The 18,831-nt window shown below is 70.6% G+C and carries 20 protein-coding genes; 14 read left to right on the top strand and 6 right to left on the bottom strand.

The window, feature by feature from the left end; all coding sequences use genetic code 11:
* The 4 genes from AB0I81_RS06205 to AB0I81_RS06190 all read left to right on the top strand — a co-directional run bounded on the left by AB0I81_RS06205 (position 1) and on the right by AB0I81_RS06190 (position 5,507).
* Entirely contained in the window at positions 1–132 is a 132-nt protein-coding gene (locus AB0I81_RS06205) for a SapB/AmfS family lanthipeptide (protein ID WP_103955008.1), read from the top strand.
* Positions 133–205: 73 nt separating this feature from the next.
* Positions 206–1,855, top strand: coding sequence for an ABC transporter ATP-binding protein (locus AB0I81_RS06200; RefSeq protein WP_360650814.1), 1,650 nt, complete (start codon positions 206–208; stop codon positions 1,853–1,855).
* A complete protein-coding gene (locus AB0I81_RS06195) occupies positions 1,852–3,525 on the top strand; it encodes an ABC transporter ATP-binding protein (RefSeq protein WP_360650811.1) in 1,674 nt (557 codons plus the stop codon). The genes AB0I81_RS06200 and AB0I81_RS06195 overlap by 4 nt, the downstream gene beginning before the upstream one ends.
* Positions 3,522–5,507, top strand: a complete 1,986-nt coding sequence (locus AB0I81_RS06190; protein WP_360650809.1) for a prolyl oligopeptidase family serine peptidase — start codon at positions 3,522–3,524, stop codon at positions 5,505–5,507. Before AB0I81_RS06195 ends, AB0I81_RS06190 begins: the two co-directional genes overlap by 4 nt.
* 45 nt (positions 5,508–5,552) lie before the next feature.
* Here AB0I81_RS06190 and AB0I81_RS06185 read toward each other — a convergent pair whose 3' ends face one another.
* Positions 5,553–6,158, bottom strand: a complete 606-nt coding sequence (locus AB0I81_RS06185; protein ID WP_360650807.1) for a response regulator transcription factor — start codon at positions 6,156–6,158, stop codon at positions 5,553–5,555.
* A gap of 97 nt (positions 6,159–6,255) precedes the next feature.
* On the opposite strand from AB0I81_RS06185, the gene AB0I81_RS06180 reads away from it, so the two are divergent.
* Entirely contained in the window at positions 6,256–6,783 is a 528-nt protein-coding gene (locus AB0I81_RS06180) for a carboxymuconolactone decarboxylase family protein (RefSeq protein WP_360650804.1), read from the top strand.
* A 3-nt stretch (positions 6,784–6,786) separates the two neighbouring features.
* On the opposite strand, the gene AB0I81_RS06175 is transcribed toward AB0I81_RS06180, so the two are convergent.
* Positions 6,787–7,824, bottom strand: coding sequence for a zinc-dependent alcohol dehydrogenase family protein (locus AB0I81_RS06175; RefSeq protein WP_360650801.1), 1,038 nt, complete (start codon positions 7,822–7,824; stop codon positions 6,787–6,789).
* Position 7,825: 1 nt separating this feature from the next.
* Positions 7,826–8,656: a helix-turn-helix transcriptional regulator gene (locus AB0I81_RS06170; RefSeq protein ID WP_360650798.1), complete on the bottom strand. Its 831-nt coding sequence runs from the start codon at positions 8,654–8,656 to the stop codon at positions 7,826–7,828.
* Positions 8,657–8,759: 103 nt separating this feature from the next.
* Between AB0I81_RS06170 and AB0I81_RS06165 the strand changes: the two genes are divergently transcribed.
* The 3 genes from AB0I81_RS06165 (at position 8,760) to AB0I81_RS06155 (ending at position 11,994) form a co-directional block, all read left to right on the top strand.
* A complete protein-coding gene (locus AB0I81_RS06165; RefSeq protein WP_360650795.1) occupies positions 8,760–9,470 on the top strand; it encodes an SDR family oxidoreductase in 711 nt (236 codons plus the stop codon).
* A gap of 35 nt (positions 9,471–9,505) precedes the next feature.
* On the top strand, positions 9,506–10,903 hold the full coding sequence (locus tag AB0I81_RS06160) for a glutamate--cysteine ligase (protein ID WP_360650792.1): 1,398 nt from the start codon (positions 9,506–9,508) through the stop codon (positions 10,901–10,903).
* A 77-nt stretch (positions 10,904–10,980) separates the two neighbouring features.
* Positions 10,981–11,994, top strand: a complete 1,014-nt coding sequence (locus tag AB0I81_RS06155; protein WP_360650789.1) for a hypothetical protein — start codon at positions 10,981–10,983, stop codon at positions 11,992–11,994.
* A gap of 10 nt (positions 11,995–12,004) precedes the next feature.
* Here the strand turns inward: AB0I81_RS06155 and AB0I81_RS06150 are convergent, their stop codons facing one another.
* Entirely contained in the window at positions 12,005–12,712 is a 708-nt protein-coding gene (locus tag AB0I81_RS06150; RefSeq protein ID WP_360650786.1) for a PaaX family transcriptional regulator C-terminal domain-containing protein, read from the bottom strand.
* A 52-nt stretch (positions 12,713–12,764) separates the two neighbouring features.
* On the opposite strand from AB0I81_RS06150, the gene AB0I81_RS06145 reads away from it, so the two are divergent.
* Positions 12,765–14,438 (top strand): acyl-CoA dehydrogenase family protein, encoded by a 1,674-nt coding sequence (locus AB0I81_RS06145; RefSeq protein ID WP_360650783.1) that lies wholly within the window; start codon positions 12,765–12,767, stop codon positions 14,436–14,438.
* A gap of 154 nt (positions 14,439–14,592) precedes the next feature.
* On the opposite strand, the gene AB0I81_RS06140 is transcribed toward AB0I81_RS06145, so the two are convergent.
* Positions 14,593–14,814: a DUF397 domain-containing protein gene (locus AB0I81_RS06140; protein WP_360650780.1), complete on the bottom strand. Its 222-nt coding sequence runs from the start codon at positions 14,812–14,814 to the stop codon at positions 14,593–14,595.
* On the bottom strand, positions 14,805–15,626 hold the full coding sequence (locus tag AB0I81_RS06135; protein ID WP_360650777.1) for a helix-turn-helix transcriptional regulator: 822 nt from the start codon (positions 15,624–15,626) through the stop codon (positions 14,805–14,807). Before AB0I81_RS06135 ends, AB0I81_RS06140 begins: the two co-directional genes overlap by 10 nt.
* A gap of 211 nt (positions 15,627–15,837) precedes the next feature.
* Between AB0I81_RS06135 and AB0I81_RS06130 the strand changes: the two genes are divergently transcribed.
* The 5 genes from AB0I81_RS06130 to AB0I81_RS06110 all read left to right on the top strand — a co-directional run bounded on the left by AB0I81_RS06130 (position 15,838) and on the right by AB0I81_RS06110 (position 18,758).
* A complete protein-coding gene (locus tag AB0I81_RS06130) occupies positions 15,838–16,272 on the top strand; it encodes an ATP-binding protein (RefSeq protein WP_360650774.1) in 435 nt (144 codons plus the stop codon).
* Positions 16,269–16,550: a hypothetical protein gene (locus AB0I81_RS06125; protein WP_360650772.1), complete on the top strand. Its 282-nt coding sequence runs from the start codon at positions 16,269–16,271 to the stop codon at positions 16,548–16,550. The genes AB0I81_RS06130 and AB0I81_RS06125 overlap by 4 nt, the downstream gene beginning before the upstream one ends.
* A 223-nt stretch (positions 16,551–16,773) precedes the next feature.
* Complete coding sequence (locus tag AB0I81_RS06120; RefSeq protein ID WP_360650769.1) at positions 16,774–17,442, top strand: DUF433 domain-containing protein; 669 nt, start codon at positions 16,774–16,776, stop codon at positions 17,440–17,442.
* Positions 17,396–17,863 (top strand): hypothetical protein, encoded by a 468-nt coding sequence (locus AB0I81_RS06115; RefSeq protein WP_360650766.1) that lies wholly within the window; start codon positions 17,396–17,398, stop codon positions 17,861–17,863. The genes AB0I81_RS06120 and AB0I81_RS06115 overlap by 47 nt, the downstream gene beginning before the upstream one ends.
* A 145-nt stretch (positions 17,864–18,008) precedes the next feature.
* Positions 18,009–18,758: a crotonase/enoyl-CoA hydratase family protein gene (locus AB0I81_RS06110; RefSeq protein WP_360650763.1), complete on the top strand. Its 750-nt coding sequence runs from the start codon at positions 18,009–18,011 to the stop codon at positions 18,756–18,758.
* Positions 18,759–18,831: the final 73 nt, after the last annotated feature.

Below are 18,831 nucleotides of genomic sequence, written 5' to 3'. Positions count from 1 at the left end.
ATGGTACTTCTCGACCTGCAGGGTCTTGAGGCTCCCGCGGCCAGCGACGTGGCCAGCGGCGGCAGCACGCTGACCGTTCTCTCTTGCCACTCCGGCAAGCCCAGCAACCTCAGTGTCGCTCTCTGCCACTGATAGCGATACACGCGGGTCCCCGCGCCGCCGCCACGGCGCGGGGACACCCACAATTCTTGAAGAGGAGCGCGGCGTGCGGGCAGCAGACCGGCTGGTGATCGACACGGTACGGCGCAGCGGCCCCTGGCCCGCCGTGCTGGCCGTCACAGCGGTCGTGGGAGCGGCGGCGGAGCTGGCCATCCCCTACCTGATCGGCCGCACCGTGGACGTCCTCGTGGCGGGCCGGCCGGACGGCATCCCCTGGCCGGCCCTCTGCGCCGGCGCGGTGGCCGCCGTCATGATCTGCGAAAGCCTCGGCGTGTGGGCGCGCGGCGCCAGCGGCGCCCACGCCGCCGCCACCCTCCGCTCCGGCCTGCTCCGGCACGTACTCGGCACAGGTTCCGCGGCCACCCGCCGCTTCCCCGAGGGCGAGCTCGTCACCCGAGCCGGCCTGAACACCGAGGAGGTCGGCCGGGCACCGGAGACGGTGACCAGCGCGCTCGCGCTTCTGGTGCCCACGGTGGGCGCGCTGGTCGCTCTCACCCTCATCGCCCCCGTCCTGACGCTCACGCTCGGGGCGGGCATCGTGGTGATCCTGCTCGTCCTGCGGGCCTTCCTGCGCACCACGACCACCCTCGCGGGCGGCTACCAGAAGGTGCAGGGCGAGATCGCCGCCCGCCTGGTCGAGGCCATGGACGGCGCGCGCACGATCGCCGCCGCCGGCACCGCCCGCCGGGAGGCGGGGCGCGTGCTGGCGCCGCTGCCCGGCTTACGGGCCCACGGGATGGAGCTGTGGCGGGCCAACGCCACGGCCGCCGTCCAGTCGGGGCTGGTCGTGCCGCTCCTGGAGGTCGCCGTGCTGGCCGCCGGCGGCCTCATGCTCGCCGCGGGCCAGCTCACCATCGGCGAGTTGTACGCCGCCGCCCGCTACGCCGTGCTCGGCGCGGCGCTCAGCACCGCGCTCGGCCACATCAGCGGCCTGGCCAGGGCGCGGGCCGCCGCCGAGCGGGTCTCGGAGGTCCTCGACCTGCCGCCCGTCGCGCATGGCACGCGCACGCTCCCGCCCGGCCCCGGCACGGTCGAGTTCCGGGACGTGGCCGCGAACGGCCTGACCGTCGGCGACCTGACGATCCCCGGCGGGTCGGTGACCGCCGTGGTGGGACGCTCGGGGGCGGGCAAGTCGTTGCTGGCCGCGCTGGCCGGGCGGCTGGTCGATCCCGGGCGCGGCACCGTGCTGCTCGACGGGGTCCCGCTCGCGGAACTGCCGGAGGAGGAGCTGAGACGGGCGATCGGGTACGCCTTCGAACGCCCCGTACTGGTCGGCGAGACGATCGGCGAGGCCATCGGCGCGGAGCCGGTGGCGGCGGCCCGGGCCGCGTGCGCCGACCCGTTCATCCGGCGGCTCCCGCTCGGCTACGACACCCCGCTCGCCGAGGCCCCCATGTCCGGCGGCGAACGGCAGCGCATCGGCCTGGCCAGGGCCTTCACCCGGGGTGAACGGCTGCTGGTGCTCGACGACGCCACCTCCAGCCTCGACACCGTGACGGAACGCCAGGTCGGCAAGGCCCTCACCGGCGCGCTCCACGGCCGTACCCGGCTGATCGCGGCGCACCGCATCGCCACCGCCGCCCGCGCCGACCAGGTCGTCTGGTTGGAGGACGGCAAGGTACGCGCCCGCGGGCCGCACCACGAGTTGTGGCAGGACCCGGACTACCGCGGCGTCTTCAAGGGAGCCGCCTCGTGAACCCCGCCGTCCGCGCGCTGCGGCGCGATCCGCGGCGCCTGGTCGTGCTCGGGTTGTGGTCGGTCGTGGAGGCCGCGCCCGCCTTCCTCATCGGGTACGCGATCGCGCGGGCCATCGAGGACGGCTTCGCCCGGGCCGAGCCGCTCGTCGGCCTCGGCTGGCTGGCGGCGCTCGGCGTCACCTGGCTGGCGGGGGCGGTGGCCGCGCGGCAGGTCGTGCTCTCTGTCGCGGCGATCGCGGAGCCCTTCAGGGACGACCTCCTGACGCACGTGGTCCGGGGCGCGCTGCGGGCGCGGGCGGGACGCGACAGTGGCGCCGTGGCCAGGGCGGGCCTCCAGGTCGAGCTGGCCAGGGACGCCTTCGCGGCCGTGGTCACCACCGTGCGGGGGTTCGTGTTCACGGTGGTCAGCGTGGTGCTGGGACTGCTGACCCTGGCGCCGGAGACGCTCGTGCTGGTGATGCCGCCGTTCCTGGCCGGGCTCGGGCTGTTCCTGGCCTCGCTGCCCGCGCTGGCCCGGCGGCAGCGCGCCTACCTGGTGGCCGACGAGCGGCTGGCCGAGACGATGACGGACATGGCGGGCGGGCTGCGCGACATCGAGGCGTGCGGCCTGCGCGAGCGCGTGGCCGGGCGGCTGGGGCTGCGGGTCGGGGCGCAGGCCGCCGCCGCCCGCGCGCTGGCCGGGGTCACCGCCGCCCGCACCTTCGCGCTGGCGGCCGGCGGCTGGCTGCCCGTCGTGCTCGTCCTGGCGGGCACCCCGTGGTTGCTCGGGCGCGGCGTCGGGGCCGGCGTGATCGTCGGCACCCTCGCCTACGTCACGCAGTCCCTGGCGCCCGCGCTCGGCGGCCTCGTGCAGGGGCTCGGCGTCAGCGGCGTCCGGCTGGCCGTCTCACTCGGCCGCATCCTCGCCATGGCGCCCCCCGCCCCGCCGGACCTGCCCGCCATCCGGCCGCACTCCTGCGACGTGCGGCTCGACGGCGTCACCTTCGCCTACGGGCCGCACTCCGCGCCCGTCGTCGAGGGCCTGGACCTCGACGTGCCCGAGGGCGACCACCTGGCGGTCGTGGGGCCCAGCGGGGCGGGCAAGTCCACGCTCGCGGCGCTGGTCAGCGGCCTGCTGCGGCCGGGCGAGGGCGAGGTGCTGGTGGGCGGCGTGCCCGCCGACCAGATCGACCCCGCCGCCCGGGTGCTGATCCCGCAGGAGGCGTACGTCTTCCGCGGCACGCTGCTGGCGAACCTGACGTACTACGCGGGCGACGACGAGCCCGGCGCGGGCGTGGTGGCGGCCGCGGTGGCCGCAGTCGGGGCGGGCGGACTGGTGGCGGAGCTGGGCGGGCTCGGGAGCGAAGTGGATCCCGCCGCGCTCTCGGCCGGCCAGCGGCAGCTCATCGCCCTCGTACGCGCCTACCTGGCCCCCGCCTCGCTGGTCATCCTCGACGAGGCCACCTGCCACCTCGACCCCGCCACCGAGGCCAGGGCCGAGGCCGCGTTCGCGGATCGCGGCGGCACGCTCATCGTGGTCGCCCACCGTCTCACCTCCGCCCTGCGCGCCCGCCGCATCCTCCTCATGGACGGCGCCCAGCTCACCGTCGGCACGCACGACGAGCTGGTGCGGACCTCCCCCTTGTACGCAGACCTGGCCGGCCACTGGCACCCGGAGCCCGTGTCATGAAATTTCCAGACAACTACCCGCCCGCCGACCGTCTCCCCCTCACCGAACACCGCCACGGCCACGAGATCGACGATCCGTACCGCTGGCTGGAGGACCCCCTCGACTCCCGCACCCAGGACTGGCTGACGGCCCAGGACAGGCTGTGGCATGACAGCGCCGCCAGGCTCGCGCGGCGGGAGCCGTTCCTCGCCCGGCTGACCGAACTGCGCGAGACCGGCCTGGTGACGCCGCCGGTGTGGCGCGGCGACCAGCGCTTCCACCTGCGCCAGTCCCCGACGCAGGAGCACCCGGTGCTCTGCCGCGACGACCGCGTGGTGCTGGACCCCATGGAGCTCGACCCCACCGGCCTCACCACGCTGGACGACTGGCAGCCCGACCTGGAGGGGCGCCGCCTGGCGTACCAGATCTCGCGTAGCGGCGACGAGAAGGCCTGCCTGTACGTGCGGGAGCTCGCCACGGGGGAGATCATCGACGGGCCCATCGGCGGCTGCCGCTACTCCGCTGTCGCCTGGTTGCCGGGCGGCGAGGAGTTCTACTACGTGCTCTTCCGTCAGGGCGTGTTCCTGCACCGGATCGGCTCCTCCGAGCCCGACGTGCCGGTGTTCACCAGGGGGCCGATCGCGTACGGCGTGCAGCTCAGCCCGGACGGCCGCTGGCTGACGATCTCGGCGGGCACCGCGTCGGGCAACTCGCTCTGGCTGGCCGACCTGGCCGGCGAGGATCCCGCGCCCCGGCCCGTACAGGAGGGCTCGCACGCCCGCACGGCCGGCGCGGTGGCCTGCGACGGCCGCCTGTACCTGCTCACCGACCGCGACGCCCCGCGCCGCAGGCTCTGCGTGGCCCACCCCGAGACGCCCACCGCCTGGCGGGAGCTGATCCCGGAGGACAAGGAGGCCGTGCTGGGGGCGTTCACGCTGCTCGACGGGGACCGGCTGCTGGTGTCCAGGACGCGCCACGCGGTCGGCGAGATCGTCGTCCACCACGCGCACACGGGGGAGCGGCTGGGCACCGTGCCCCTGCCCGGCAGCGGCTCGATCGCCTCGCTCACCTCGCGTCCCGAGGGCGGCCCCGAGGCGTGGTTCGCCTACACCGACGCCGTCACGCCCGCCGAGATCTGGCGCTACGACGCCCGTACGGACGAGACCACCCGCTGGTCCGCCGCGCCCGGCCGCGTCACGCTGCCCGCCGTGCACAGCCACCACATCGAGTACACCTCAGCCGACGGCACCCCCATCCGCATGGTCGTCGTCGCGCAACCCTCCGACGGCGGCCCGCGCCCGGCCATACTCAGCGGGTACGGCGGCTTCGGCATCCCCCTGATGCCCGGCTACGCCGCCGACTCGCTGGCCTGGGTCGAGGCGGGCGGCGTGCTGGCCATCGCCAACCTGCGCGGGGGCGGCGAGGAGGGCGAGGCGTGGCACCGCGACGGCATGCTGGAGCGCAAGCAGAACGTGTTCGACGACTTCGTGGCCGCCGCCGAGAAGCTGATCGCCGACGGCTGGACCACGCCGCGGCAACTCGGCATCTGGGGCGAGTCCAACGGCGGCCTGCTCGTCGGCGCGGCGCTCACCCAGCGGCCCGACCTGTTCGCCGCCGTGGTGTGCTCGGCCGGGCTGCTCGACATGGCCCGCTACCACCTCAGCGGCCTCGGCCCCTCCTGGACCGGCGAGTACGGCGACCCCGACGACCCCGAGCACCTGGCCTGGCTGCTCGGCTACTCGCCCTACCACCACGTCGGCAAGGGCACGGACTTCCCGGCGACGTTGTTCACGGTCTCGGCGGCCGACACGCGCGTGGATCCGATGCACGCCCGCAAGATGTGCGCGGCGCTGCAGTGGGCGACGGGCGGCGACCGGCCGATCCTGCTGCGGCACGAGCCGGACGTGGGTCACGGCGCGCGGGCGGTCAGCCGGTCGGTCGGACTGGCGGCCGACGTCCTGGCCTTCCTCGCCGCCCACACGAACGGCTCAGATCCGTCCTGAATCGCTGAGTTCCGGCCCGATTTGCTCAAATCCGGCCGGAACCGCTCAGATCCAGCCCGACTCCCTGGCGATGCGGATGGCGTCGATCCTGCTGCGCGCGCCCAATTTGGCCGTGGTTTTCGAGAGGTAATTTCGGACAGTTCCTTCTGCCAAATATAACGAGGCCGCGATTTCCCCGATCGAGGCGCCGTCCGCGGCTGCCCCGATAACGTCCAGCTCGCGCTGTGTCAGGGGCGCCTCCGCCGGCCGCATGGCCGCGATCGCCAGTTCCGAATCGATGACCCGTTCGCCCTCGGCCACCCGCCGGATCCCATCGGCTAATCGCCCGGGAGGCGCGTCCTTGGCCATGAACCCGCGCACGTGCGCGTCGAGGGCCTTTTTCAGCAACCCGGGCGTGCCGACACCCGTCAGGATGAGCACCCCGCATTCGGGCATCTTCTCGTGCAGCTCACCCGCGGCCTCCAGCCCGTCCTTGCCGGGCAGGGCGATGTCGATCACCGCGACGTCGGGACGGCAGGCCCTGGCGGTGGACAGGATGAGGTCGCCCCGCTCCACCTCTGCCACGACCTCGATGTCCTCCTCGTAGGCCAGCAGCGCCACGAGCGCCCCTCGTACCAGATTCATGTCCTCAGCGAGCAACGTTCGAATCACCGTGCGTCCTTGCGGTCGTCCATGCTGGTTACGTCTGCGGGCCCCTTAATCCTGCCGTATTGACCCAATCATGAAAAGTACTTGTATTTAGACGTCAATGCAGTATTCGACCGATGGGGAGATGCTAGCGACCATGAGACCTCGCGTGCGGCCCCTTCCTCGTGAAGAATGGGACGACTTCACGGCGGCCCAACCGTACAACGTGTTCACCACTCTGGCCCACCACCCGGCCCTCTACCAGGCATGGCGGCTTTTAAACGGCGCGCTGCTGGACGGCGTGCTGCCCGCCCGTGACCGGGAGCTGGCCATCCTGCGCACCGCACACCACTGCGGCAGCGAGCACGAGCGGGCCAGGCACGCCCGCCTGGCCCGCGAGGCGGGCCTGACCGCCCAGGAGATCGAGCTGGTGGGCAGGCCCGACGCGCTCTGGTCGGTCGAGGATCAGCTCGTCCTCCAGGTCGCCGACGACCTGTACTACGGCGGCGACCTGACCGACGCGACGTGGGCGGCGCTGTGCGACCGCTACGACGTGGCGGGCAGGATCGAGCTGATCATGCTCGTGGCCCACAGCGGCATGCTGGCGATGGTGCTCAGGACGCTCCGGGTGCAGGCCGAAGAGGAGTGATCCTCAGGGCGTGTGCCTGGGAGTGATCATCGTCACGCCCGGCACCGAGCCGATCGAGGCCAGCGCCTTGCCGGCGTCCGCGAGCCCGATCGTGCGGGTGACGAGCTGGTCGGGATGCAGGACCCCGGCCCTGATCAGCTCCAGCATGGGCGGATAGGCGTGTGCGGCCATGCCGTGGCTGCCCAGCAGCCGCAGCTCGTAGCCGATCACCCGGTCCATCGGCACCGGCGTCGCCCCTCCGGGCAGCAGCCCGACCTGCACGTGCCGGCCCCGGCGGCGCAGGCTCTCGATGGAGGCGGCGCACGTTCCCCGGCTGCCCAGCGCGTCGATCGAGACGTGCGCGCCACCCCTGGTCAGCTCCCTGACCTGGGCCGCCGCGTCACCGGCCGAGCCGTTGACGAAGTGTGTGGCCCCCGCCACCTCGGCCAGGTGCAGGGCGTCGGTGCTGATGTCCACGGCCACCACCCTGGCCCCGGCCGCCGTCGCGATCATCACGGCCGACAGGCCCACGCCGCCGCACCCGTGCACGGCCACCCACTCGCCCGGACGTACCTCGCCCACCTGCGACACGGCGCGGAACGCGGTGGCGAAGCGGCAGCCGAGCCCGGCGGCGGTGGCGTAGGCCATGTCCTCGGGGACGTCGATCAGGTTGACGTCGGCGTGGTCGATGGCGACGTACTCGGCGAAGGAGCCCCAGTGCGTGAAGCCGGGCTGCGTCTGCCGCTCGCAGACCTGCTGGTCGCCGGTGGCGCAGCTGGCGCAGGAGCCGCAGGCGCAGATGAACGGCACGGTCACGCGCCGTCCCGGCAACCAGCCGCGCACGTCGGAGCCGACCGCCTCCACCACGCCGGCCAGCTCGTGGCCCGGCACGTGGGGCAGGACCTTGATGTCGGAGTCGTGGCCCTGCCAGCCGTGCCAGTCGGATCGGCACAGTCCTGTCGCCTCGACCCTGATCACCGCTCCGTGCGGGGATGGGGCCGGGTCGGGCAGCTCGCGCACGTCGAGCTCTCCACCGAAGATGTCAAAGGCAACCGCTCGCATCTCACGAGCTTAGGGTCAATTGCCGCAGCTCGCGCAAGGCTTGGTGGGACGGCGAGCCCGGTTCGGTGGTGTAGAGCACCAGACGCAGGTCCTCCCGGTCGGGTACGGGCATGACCTGGCAGATCGTGTCGATCACGCCGACCACCGGATGGACGACCCGCTTGCGCTGCTCCCGGCGCACCTTCACCTCGTGGGTTGCCCACAGCTCGGCGAAGTGCGGGCTGAGCGCGAGCATCTCGGTGACGAGCGCCCGCAGCGCGCGGTCGTCGGGGTAGCGGCCCGCGGCGGCGCGCAGGTCGGCGACCGAGGCGCGGGCGAAGCGGCCCTTCTCCTCGTCGTCCAGGTGTTCGGCGAGCTCGGGCGACATGAAGACCCAGCGGATGACGTTGCGCTGACCGGGCTCGGTGCTCTCCAGGCCGCCCATGAGCGCGCTGGCCATGGGGTTCCAGGCGCGGATGTCGTAGCGGGCGTCCAGGACGTACGCGGGGACCTCCTCCATGAACGAGATCAGGTGCAGCAGGCTCTCGGGCACGTCCTCCCTGATGAGCGGGGACTCCAGCGGCTGGCCGCCCAGGTGGAACAGGTGCGCCCGCTCGTCCTGGCTCAGCATGAGCGCCCTGGCCAGCGCGTTCAGCACCTGCCTCGACGGGTGCGGGCCGCGGCCCTGTTCGAGCCGGATGTAGTAGTCGATCGACATGCCCGCGAGCTGCGCGATCTCCTGCCTGCGCAGGCCGGGCGTGCGGCGGCGCCCGCCCTCCGGCAGCCCCACCTCGGCCGGGGTGACGCGGGCGCGCCTGGCACGGAGGAATTCGGCGAATGCGTCGCGGTTCATGCCTCCATCTTCGGCGACGGGCAGCCCGTCGTGAGTGGTACCGCTGATACCAGCCTCTCCAGGTCTCTCCCGCCGTTCCCTCGACCAGGGCGAACGTGGGGGAATGACCAGAATCGCGCTCATCACGGGCGCCAACAAGGGAATCGGCTACGAGATCGCGCGGCTGCTGGCCGGGCAGGGCGTCACCACGATCGTGGGGGCGCGCGACGAGGAGCGCGGCAGGGCCGCCGCCGAGCGGCTCGGGCAACCGTACGTGCGGCTGGACGTGACCGACGAGGAGAGCGTGGCCGCCGCCGCGAAGTGGATCGACGGCGAGCACGGCCGGCTCGACATCCTCATCAACAACGCGGGCATCGCCGGCGACCTCAACGCCCTCGTGCCCAGCACCGTCACCGCGGCGGCGATCAGGGAGGTCTACGAGACCAACGTCTTCGGCGTCGTCACCGTGACCAACGCCATGCTGCCGCTGCTGCGCAGGTCGGAGTCGGGCCGGATCGTGAACATGTCGAGCGAGCTCGGCTCGCTGGCCATGGCGATGGACCGGGAGGGCCCCCTCTGGGAGGCCAACTTCCTGCCGTACAACTCCTCCAAGAGCGCGCTCAACATGATCACCGTCTGCTACGCCAAGGAGCTGATGGACACCCCGATCAAGGTGAACGCGGCCAACCCCGGCTACTGCGCCACCGACCTCAATGGGCACTCGGGCCACCGCACGGCCGAGCAGGGCGCGGCCATCGCCGTACGGCTGGCGACCCTGGACGGGGACGGTCCCACCGGGGCCTACCTGGAGGATGCCGGTTCCCTGCGCTGGTGAGGTGTCAAAGCTGACGTTCCGGACAGAGTGGGGTGATGGGACGAGATCTGGATAAAGAGCGATTTACTGAGGCGGAATTTGCACGTTTTGGGGAGCGTATCCAGGAGCAGCTTGAGGTACTGCGCGAGCTGCTCGCCACCCCCGGCTTCGGCGAGGGCCCGACCACCATCGGGGCCGAACTGGAGTTGTTCCTGGTGGACGAGGACGGACGGCCGCTGCCGCGCAACAGCCAGGTCCAGGAGAGCCTGGACGATCCCCGCGTGGTGCTGGAACTGGGCCGGTTCAACATCGAGGTGAACCTGACCCCGCTCCCCCTGGCGGGCGCGCCCTTCGAGGCCATGAGCGGGGAGGTGCAGGAGACGATCACCAAGGTGGACGGCGCGGTCGAGGGCGGCGGCGCGCTGCCCATCGGCATCCTGCCCACTCTTGACACCGAGGACTTCACGCTGGGCGCGATGAGCGACCAGAACCGCTACCGGGCCATGAGCAGGGGCATCAGGCGGCTGCGGCTGGAACCGTTCCTGGTCAAGATCGACGACCTGGAGCTGTCGGTGGAGGACGTGATCCTGGAGAGCGCCAACACCTCCTGGCAGGTGCACATCCGCACGCCGCCCGAGCGCTTCGCCCGGCTGTTCAACGCCGCCCAGCTCGCCATCGGCCCGGTGCTTTCGGTCTGCGGCAACTCGCCGTCCTTCCTGGGGCGGGAGTTGTGGGAGGAGACGCGCATCGCGCTGATGGAGGAGGCCGCCGACGACCGGGACGTGCAGCGGCGCGAGCGCAGGGACGGGCGGGTGACGTTCGGCTCCGACTGGGTGCGCGATGGCGCGATCGAGCTGTTCGAGCGGTACGTACGCGACTACGACCCGATCCTGCCCGACCTGACCGAGGGGGGACTGCCGCACGAGGTGCCGGAGCTGCGGCTGCACCAGGGCACGATCTGGCACTGGAACCGTCCCGTCTACGACCCCGCCGACGCCGGCCACCTGCGGATCGAGATGCGGGCGCTGCCTGCGGGGCCGTCGTGCGCGGACATGGCGGCGAACACGGCCTTCCTGCTCGGGCTGACGTTGTCGCAGGCGGAGCGGGACCTGACGGGCTACCGGTTCGCGACGGCGTACCAGAACTTCTACCGCGCGGCCAGGGAAGGGCTGGACGCCAAGTTGTCCTGGCCGGGCAGGGACGGCGAGTTCGAGGCGGCGGAGCTGGTGCTCTACCTGCTGCCGGAGGCGCGGGCGGGGCTGCTCAAGGCCGGGGTGTCGGCGCACGACGCCGATCGTGCGCTGGAGGTGATCGAGCAGCGGACCCGGCTGCGGCGTACCGGCTCGGTGTGGCAGCGCGAGACGCTGGCCCGCTTCGGCGGCGACCGGCGGCGGCTCGTCCGGCGTTATCGCGAGCTGGCGCTGTCCGGGACCCCCGTTCATTTGTGGAAGTGATGCCAACAATGGATCTCCCCGTTCCGTCAAACTGGTCAAGAGACGGGAAAGGTGAGAAAGATATGGCGGAAACGGGGATGGTTCCGACAGATACGGCGACCTTCGTCCTGAATCGGGCGACGGGCGACCTGGCCGAGGGGGCGGCCAAGCTGGCGGGCGAGATCGGCAGCACGTCGGTCGAGGCGGTGCTGGCGCAGGCCAACAGGACCGGCGTGAACAAGGGGGCGGGCGCGGCGATGGGGTCGATGGACCCCAAGCCGGCCGCGTGGTACGCGTTCGACGAGAAAGACCAGGACACCGTGGACTGGTATCCGCAGGGCCTGACCGGCAGCGACGACTCGGGCAACATCGGGATCCCGGCGTTCATGATCAGCTGGTACTTCAAGCCGGAGGGCGGCGAGCGGGGGATCCGGGTGTCGTTCCTGAGCCCGAAGTCGCTGAAGTACCAGCACGCGCTGCTGGTCCAGGCCAAGCCGGACGGCACCTACGGGCCGATCGACATCCACGCGGGGGGCATCGCCTGCTTCGGCGACCTGCTCTACGTCGCCGACACCGTGCGCGGCCTGCGCGTCTTCGACCTCAACAACGTGCTCGACCTGCGTACCGTGCAGAACGACCTGGGCGACGGCAAGCGGATCGGGCGCCACGGCGGCAAGCTGCACGCCTTCGGCTACCGCTACATCATCCCGCAGACCGACTCCTGGGAGGTGGCGCAGGCCGGGCCGCGCTTCTCGTTCGTCTCGATCGACCGCAGCGGTGACACGCCGCGGCTCATCACCGGCGAGTACCGCGACGACGACCCCGGCGGGTGGGTCGGGCGCTACGACCTGGAGCTGGCGGCCGGCGCGCCGCAGGACGCCTTCATCATGGGGCACGCCAAGATCCAGGGGGCGATGACGTACGAGGGCAAGTGGTACCTGAGCCAGTCGGCCGGCTCCGGCGCCAACGGCAGGCTGCTGGTCTACGACGGCGGCGAGCTGACGACCAGGCCGTTCCCGATCGGGCCCGAGGACCTGGCCGTGCAGGACGGCAAGTTGTGGAGCGTCAGCGAGTTCAAGGACAAGCGCACGGTCTTCGGCGTCAGCCTGTGAGGTGTCGGCGTCAGTCGTTCAGGTCGAGGTGTTGCTGCAGGACCTCTCTGTAACGACGGTCGAAGTCGTCATAGCGGGCCCGCAGTTCGCCGCCCGGCCAGCGCGCCGGCAGCAGTTCGCCGGGGAGCAGCGGGTCCGCCAGCAGGTGGCGCAGCACCGCGGCCGAGACGAGGAACCCCTCGGCCAGCCCTTCCGCGCGATCGAGGGCGCTCTCCAGCCGCCGCGCCTCGGCCGCCCAGCCGTCCAGGTCCCACAGCAGGGGAGTGGGGTCGTCGTGCGGGCGGCCGTCGATCAGCGTGCACTGCGCCGTGACGATCTCCGGCCAGGCGGCGCGTACCAGGTTGGCCGGGCGCATCCAGGTGCCCTCACGCAGCTCGGCCAGGCGCAGCGCGGTCATCGTGTGCCGCAGCGCGGCCCGGTCGGCGGGCGCGCGCCGCTCGGCGGTCACCACGGCGACCTCCCAGGTGCCGTCCCACGGCCTGGTGTGCGGGTCGCGGCTCTCGTCCTGCCTGGCCTGGCGCTCGACGAGCCGCTCCGACAGCGTGTACCGGCCGTTCGTCTGCAGCAGGTCGCCGGCCGCGACCATGCGCGACAGCGCCACCCTGACCGTGCCCTCCGCGATGCCGAACAGGGCGCCGATGCGGACCAGGTGGCGGGCGGGCAGGCGGGGCGGGTGGCTGCCGAGCAACGCGCTCAGCACCGCCGACCGCGCGCTCATTGTTCCATTACGCTCTTCCATCGCGTGTCGAGTATATGTAACACTCGCGAGTATGAGCCGGTATCTCGTCGAAGAGTTCGACCGCAGCCCCCGCTACGCCACCGAGCAGTACCAGGGCGCGGCCGGACGCAACTGGTGGCGCAGTGACCCCACGCTGCACGTGCTCATGCGGCGGCACCTGGGCGACGGCTTCGGCTGGGCGCAGCCGCACCTCGACCGGCTGGGGGAGCTGACCGGGGGCCTGGTCGCCGGGTGCGCCGAGGAGACCGACCGCAATCCGCCGCGGCTGGAGCGGTACGACAAGTGGGGCAGGGACGTCAGCCAGGTCGTCATGCCGCCGTCGTTCCAGACCGCCCGCCGGGCGCTGATGGACAACAACTTCACCTCGCCGACCTTCGCCGCACAAGCACGTGCGAACGGGGCGAATCCGGTCGCGCTCGGTGCCGCGTGGACGTACCTCCTCGACCAGGCCGACATCGGGATGGGCTGCGCGCTCGGCACGGGCGGGGACATGGTGGTCTCGCTGGCCGACAAGCACGCGCCGCCGGACGTACGCGATCGGGTGCGGGAGATCTTCGCGGACGGCTACTACTCCGGCGAGGCCGCACAACTGTTCACCGAACGGACCGGTGGCTCGGACCTGGCGGCGCTGGAGACGGCCGCGACGCCCGCCGGTGACGCGTGGCTGCTGACCGGGTTCAAGTGGTTCGCCTCGAACGCGAACGGCTCGGCGTTCGTGGTGCTGGCCAGGCTGCCCGACGGGGCCGTGGCGCCGTTCCTGGTGTTGTGGGAGCGGCGCGACGGCAGCCGCAACGGGGTACGCATCCGCCGTCTCAAGGACAAACTCGGCACCAGATCCGTGGCCTCGGCCGAGGTGGAACTCACCGGCGCGGAAGCATTCCTCCTGGCCGCCCCCGCCTCTGCCCCCGCCTCTGGCTCTGGTTCGGGGCTGGGCACGATGATGAAGCTCACCAACGCCTCCAGGCTCGGCGTGGCCATGATGGGCCTCGGCGTGGCCAGGCGGGCGCTGGTGGAGTCGATCTGCTACGCCCGCGCCCGCGAGGCGTTCGGCCGCCCGCTCATCGAACAGCCACTGATGCGCCGCAAACTCGCCGAACTGATCGTCGAGGTGGAGGCCGCGCAGGCACTTGTCTTCGACGGCCACCTCGGCCCCCGCCTGCGCCTGGCCCCCGCCCTGATCAAACTCCGCACCGCCCGGCTCGGCGTGACCGCGGCCAGCGACGCGATCGAGGTGCACGGCGGCAACGGCTACATCGAGCAGTGGCCGGTGGCCCGGCTGCTGCGCGACGCCCAGGTCAACCCGATCTGGGAGGGCGGCGACAACATCCTCTGCCTGGACGTGCGCCGGGCCATGGCCAAGGAGCGGGCCCACCTGCCCTTCCTCGACCACCTGCGCGGCCTGGCCACCTCCGCCCTGGTACGCACGCGCATCGACGACCTGACCAAGGCCATCGAGACCTGGTCCGCCCTGGACCGCCCGGTGGCCGAGGCACGGCTGTACCCGCTGGCCCAGTTCATGGCCGACGTCTACGCCGCCGCACTCCTGGAGGACCAGGCCACCTGGGGCCTGGACGACGACCGCAAGGCCCTGGTGGCCCGCCTCTACACCGACACCCACCTCACCGACCCCGGCCCCCTACGCGGCATCGACCGCCCCGCCGAAGACCCCCTGGACGAGCTGCTGGCGGGAACGATCACGCTCTGATCTTCAAACGGATGTCTTTCCGCGAACAGCGTCGCTCTCCGTGAAGAGGTCATCCATGGTGTCGAAGCGACGGGTGCGGCCGCCTCGAAAATCGGTGTCCGCCTCGGCTTCGGCCGCCTGCCAGCCGGACGTCCAGTACCAAGCGTCGTCGGCGCTAGAAGTCAAATAGGCCGCCTTTTGCGCCTGCGATGAATGTGTCCCAGACGGCCCGGCGGACCACCCACGGGTCGCTGCCCGGCTGCTCGGTATCGCGCAACGCGATACGGCCGTCGGACAGATGCTTGGCTTCCAGGCACTCGCCGCCCTGACCGCTCGACGCGGTGATCCATCCGCCGGGGTTCGCGATCTCTTTCCTTGTGCTCTCGCTCAGCTCCATGCCGCCACTCTCGCCGTGATCCGCTCAATTGACATGTACTCGGGAAGCGCCGCCCTGCGCACGCATTCGAGCCGGTCCATGAGCCGCTTTATCTCGTCGGGCTCGTCGATGACGCGACCCTGGAGCGCGGACTCGACGTAAGCGGCGACAGGCGATCCATTCTCCTGGGCCACGACGACCGGACCCACCAACACCGCTGTGCACAGGGCCTCGTAGGGCAGGAGTTGGACGCTGAACCAGTTGTTCTCGGCCATGGTGATCAGATGTTCCAGTTGGCGGCGCATTACGGAATCATCTCCAACTGGACGATACAGGATGCCTTCGTCCACGACCACAAGGTACTGAGGCGGCACGGGCCGGTCGAAGATTTCCCGGCGTTCCAGCCGAGCTTGGACGGACTCCTCTATCTGCTCAGGCGTTATGTACGGCTCTCCGGCGAAGACGGCGCGGGCGTATTCCTTGGTCTGCGCCAGTCCCGGCACGATCAGCGGAGCGACACTGATGATGTGGTCGGCTTTCCGCTCGATCGGCGGCCACTGCCGGTACCACTTGGGTATGCGGTTGCCGCTTATGGCGGGCCATTGGGAGAGGAGGGCTCCGTCCAGGTTCAGTGCTTTTTCGCAGAGCTCGATCAATTCGCGAGTGGGTTTCTCATCTCCGCGTTCCACGTTTCCGATACGGCTCTTGCTGTAGCCGACGCGTGTCGCGAGCTGCTCCTGCGTCAATTCGGCGGCATATCGGTATTTGCGCAGATCTGCACCGAAACGTGCTGCTGGGCCCGTAGTCGGGTCGAGCTCCTTGGGTGCCGGCATTACCGCTCCCCTCGCCACGCTGTTCCAGCCATGCTGGCTTGGTGCCAGCAAAAGTCTGGGACCGCTCTGGGATTGTTTCACAACGCAAGATAGCTCGTTCCGGTCAATGTTTATAGAGGTGATCGGGCAGCGTTCCAGCCGAGCATGCCAGAAGCCGGCAGATCGCGAAGTGGTATGCGCTATTTGTGAAGGATGGGCGATAGTGGCGAATATGACGGCGGCTAGAATGCGACTCGTCGACGAGATGCGTTTTCCCGGGCGCCCCGAGATTCTCAGGGACGTCCGGACCTATGTCGCTCGCCGTCTGGTCATGGAGTTGCCCGAAGCAGCCGACGACAGCAGGCTTCTTGACGATCTGCGTCTCCTGGTCGCCGAACTCTCCGCGAACGCGATCAAGCACACGGTCTCCGGTCGATGGAGACGTGGCTCCTTCGAGGTCCGCATGTGGCTCGGTGCCAACCACATCCGGATGGAGGTCAGGGACCAGGGCTGGTGGTCGGGCCCACGCATTCGCAACGACCCGGACGAGATCGGAGGGCGGGGCCTGCGCCTCGTGGCGGCCATGGCGACATGGGGGGTCAGCAGGCGCTGGTTCGGCCGGGTCGTGTGGTTCGAGATCCCCATCGAGAAGGGCTGCGCGGCATGACGGACATCCCCGACTTCCATGGCCCGCACGTCGACCCGCCCTTGCCCGGCCACATCAAACTGACCTGGTACGAGCCCACCGGCCGGGTGCCACGCGTCCGGGTGGTCTCGCACACCTGCGAATGCCGGGAAACGACGTACGAACTGTGCGCAGCGGCCGGCCGGGGCTTTGTCCGCCGTACCGACCGCGTGGAAGAGAACGTCCGAGAGATCGCGTGGACCTCGATCGCGACCGCCACACGCATCTTCCACCAGATCATGCACGGTGAGGCACGATGATCCAGGTGTCCGCCCGGGACAAAGGGGCCTTGGGGACGCAACCGTTCGGTGTCCTGACCACCTCCGCCCCAGAACCTGGGAGCCGCGATAGTGGAAACCACCCCGGATCGTTGATCGCGTGGGTAACGTTGCGGCCCTGAAACAGCTCAATCGGCGGGCCGGTCTGTGCACCCATCGAGTCGGTGAGAGAAGATGACCACGAGCAACAGGGGAGGTGTGCGGCATGGACGACATCAGGACTCGGAACGGCCTGCTCAACCAGAGCGACGCCGCCCGCTTCCTCAGCATCCCCCAGCAGACTTTCAACTATTGGGCGCGCGGCTACGAAAGAGGCCGTCCACTGCTGCATGTCCTTCCGCAGCCAGTGGACCACCGCATGGCCACCGTTCCCTTTGTGGCCATGGCGGAGGCGTACGTGCTGGACGCGCTGAGAGCCGCAGGCGTGAAGCCCCGCAAAATCCGCCCCGCGCTGGAGCGCCTGCAGCGAGAGTACGGACAGTATGTTCTGGTCGCCCCGGAACTGGCCACGGACGGCATCGATGTCCTCTGGGATTTCTCGAAGACCTCTCCAGAGGGCGAAGGGCTGATCGAGGGCAGTACGGGTCAGCAGGTGATCCGCGAGATCGTGACCGACTACCTCCAGTACGTTGTGCGAGCGGACGACGGCTACCCGGTGATGCTCCGCCTGCGTCACTGGGCACCTTCGAAGATCATCGTCGATCCGCTGAAAGCCTTCGGGCAACCAGTCTTCGAGGACTCTCGTACCCGTGTGGCGGATGTCGCCGCCATGGTGAGGGCCGGAGAGGACTTCGAGGTGATCGCCGATGAGCTCGGAGTCACCCTCGATGACGTCAGAACCGCCGCACGCATCCTCGTGGGCCACGCCGCCTGAGTTCTACCTCGACGAGAACAGCGTCAGTCGCACCATCCGCAAGCTGCTCACCGGCCTTGGCTACCGTGTTCACAGCCCTGCCGAGTTGTACGGATCGAGGGACAAGGCGTTGGGCGCCGAGGATGACGACTGGCTACCGAAGGTGGGCCTGCAAGGATGGGCTGTGCTTGCCACGGACTTTCGGATCTTCGAGCGTCCGCACGAGTATGAGGCGTATCTGAAAGCGGACGTTCCAGTCTTTCTGATGCCGGCCGAATCGAAGATTCAGGAGCGCGTTGACCTGATCAAAGTTTGCCTGTCGTCGATGTGCAGTGCCGCCAGTCAACGAGGGCCCGGTGTCTGGCGGCTCACGTTACACGGCGCGGAACTGTATACGGCGCCCGCAGCTCGCAAGAAGAGGCGCGGAACCCGAGAGGTGTGAGGTTCGCCGATCGCCTTCCCCGCGAATGTGCGGCATCTCCTCCGGAAGTCTCACCACACAGCCGATCGCTGGCCCGTGCCCGGACGTGGACGTAGGCTCAGCAGGTTCCCCGAGGAGAAGCCGCACGTCCCCCGAGGAGGGTCGCATGACCGTACGCGTGGAGCGTCAGGGCCCGGTCGCCACCGTGGTGATCAGCCGGCCGGAGGCGCGCAACGCCGTCGATCGCAAGACCGCCGACGCGCTGACGGAGGCGTTCGGCGACTTCGAGGCATCCGACGCCGACGTCGCCGTGCTGTGGGGTGAGGGCGGCACGTTCTGCGCCGGCGCCGACCTCAAGGCGCTGGACAACCACGTCGGGGAGGAGGGCGACGGGCCGATGGGGCCGACCCGCATGCGCCTGACCAAGCCGGTCATCGCCGCCGTCGCCGGGCACGCCGTGGCGGGCGGGCTGGAGCTGGCCCTCTGGTGCGACCTGCGAGTGGTCGAACAGGACGCGGTGTTCGGGGTGTTCTGCAGGCGGTGGGGCGTGCCGCTGATCGACGGCGGCACCGTACGGCTGCCCCGGCTCATCGGCTCCTCCCGGGCCATGGACATGATCCTCACGGGGCGGCCCGTGGCGGGGCCCGAGGCGTACGCGTGGGGGCTGGCCAACCGGCTCGTGCCCAACGGCACCTCCAGGCGGCACGCCGAGGCGCTGGCCCGGCAGCTGGCCGGGTTCCCGCAGGCGTGCCTGCGCGGCGACCGGATGTCGGTGCTGGAGCAGGACGGGCTGGAGGAGGGCGAGGCGATGCGGAACGAGTTGCGGCACGGGCTCGTATCGGTGCCGGACGCGTCCGAGGGCGCGGCCCGCTTCGCGGCGGGCGCCGGCCGCCACGGCTCCTTCCACGACATCTAGCGCGCTTTCCACGACGTTTGGCGCGCTTTCCACGACGTTTTGGCGTGTTTCCCACGACTCCAGCGACGTCTGG

The organism is Nonomuraea sp. NPDC050404 (genome assembly GCF_040655495.1).
In the GTDB taxonomy this organism is placed as follows: domain Bacteria; phylum Actinomycetota; class Actinomycetes; order Streptosporangiales; family Streptosporangiaceae; genus Nonomuraea.
This window is presented reverse-complemented; position numbering and strand designations above follow the sequence as displayed.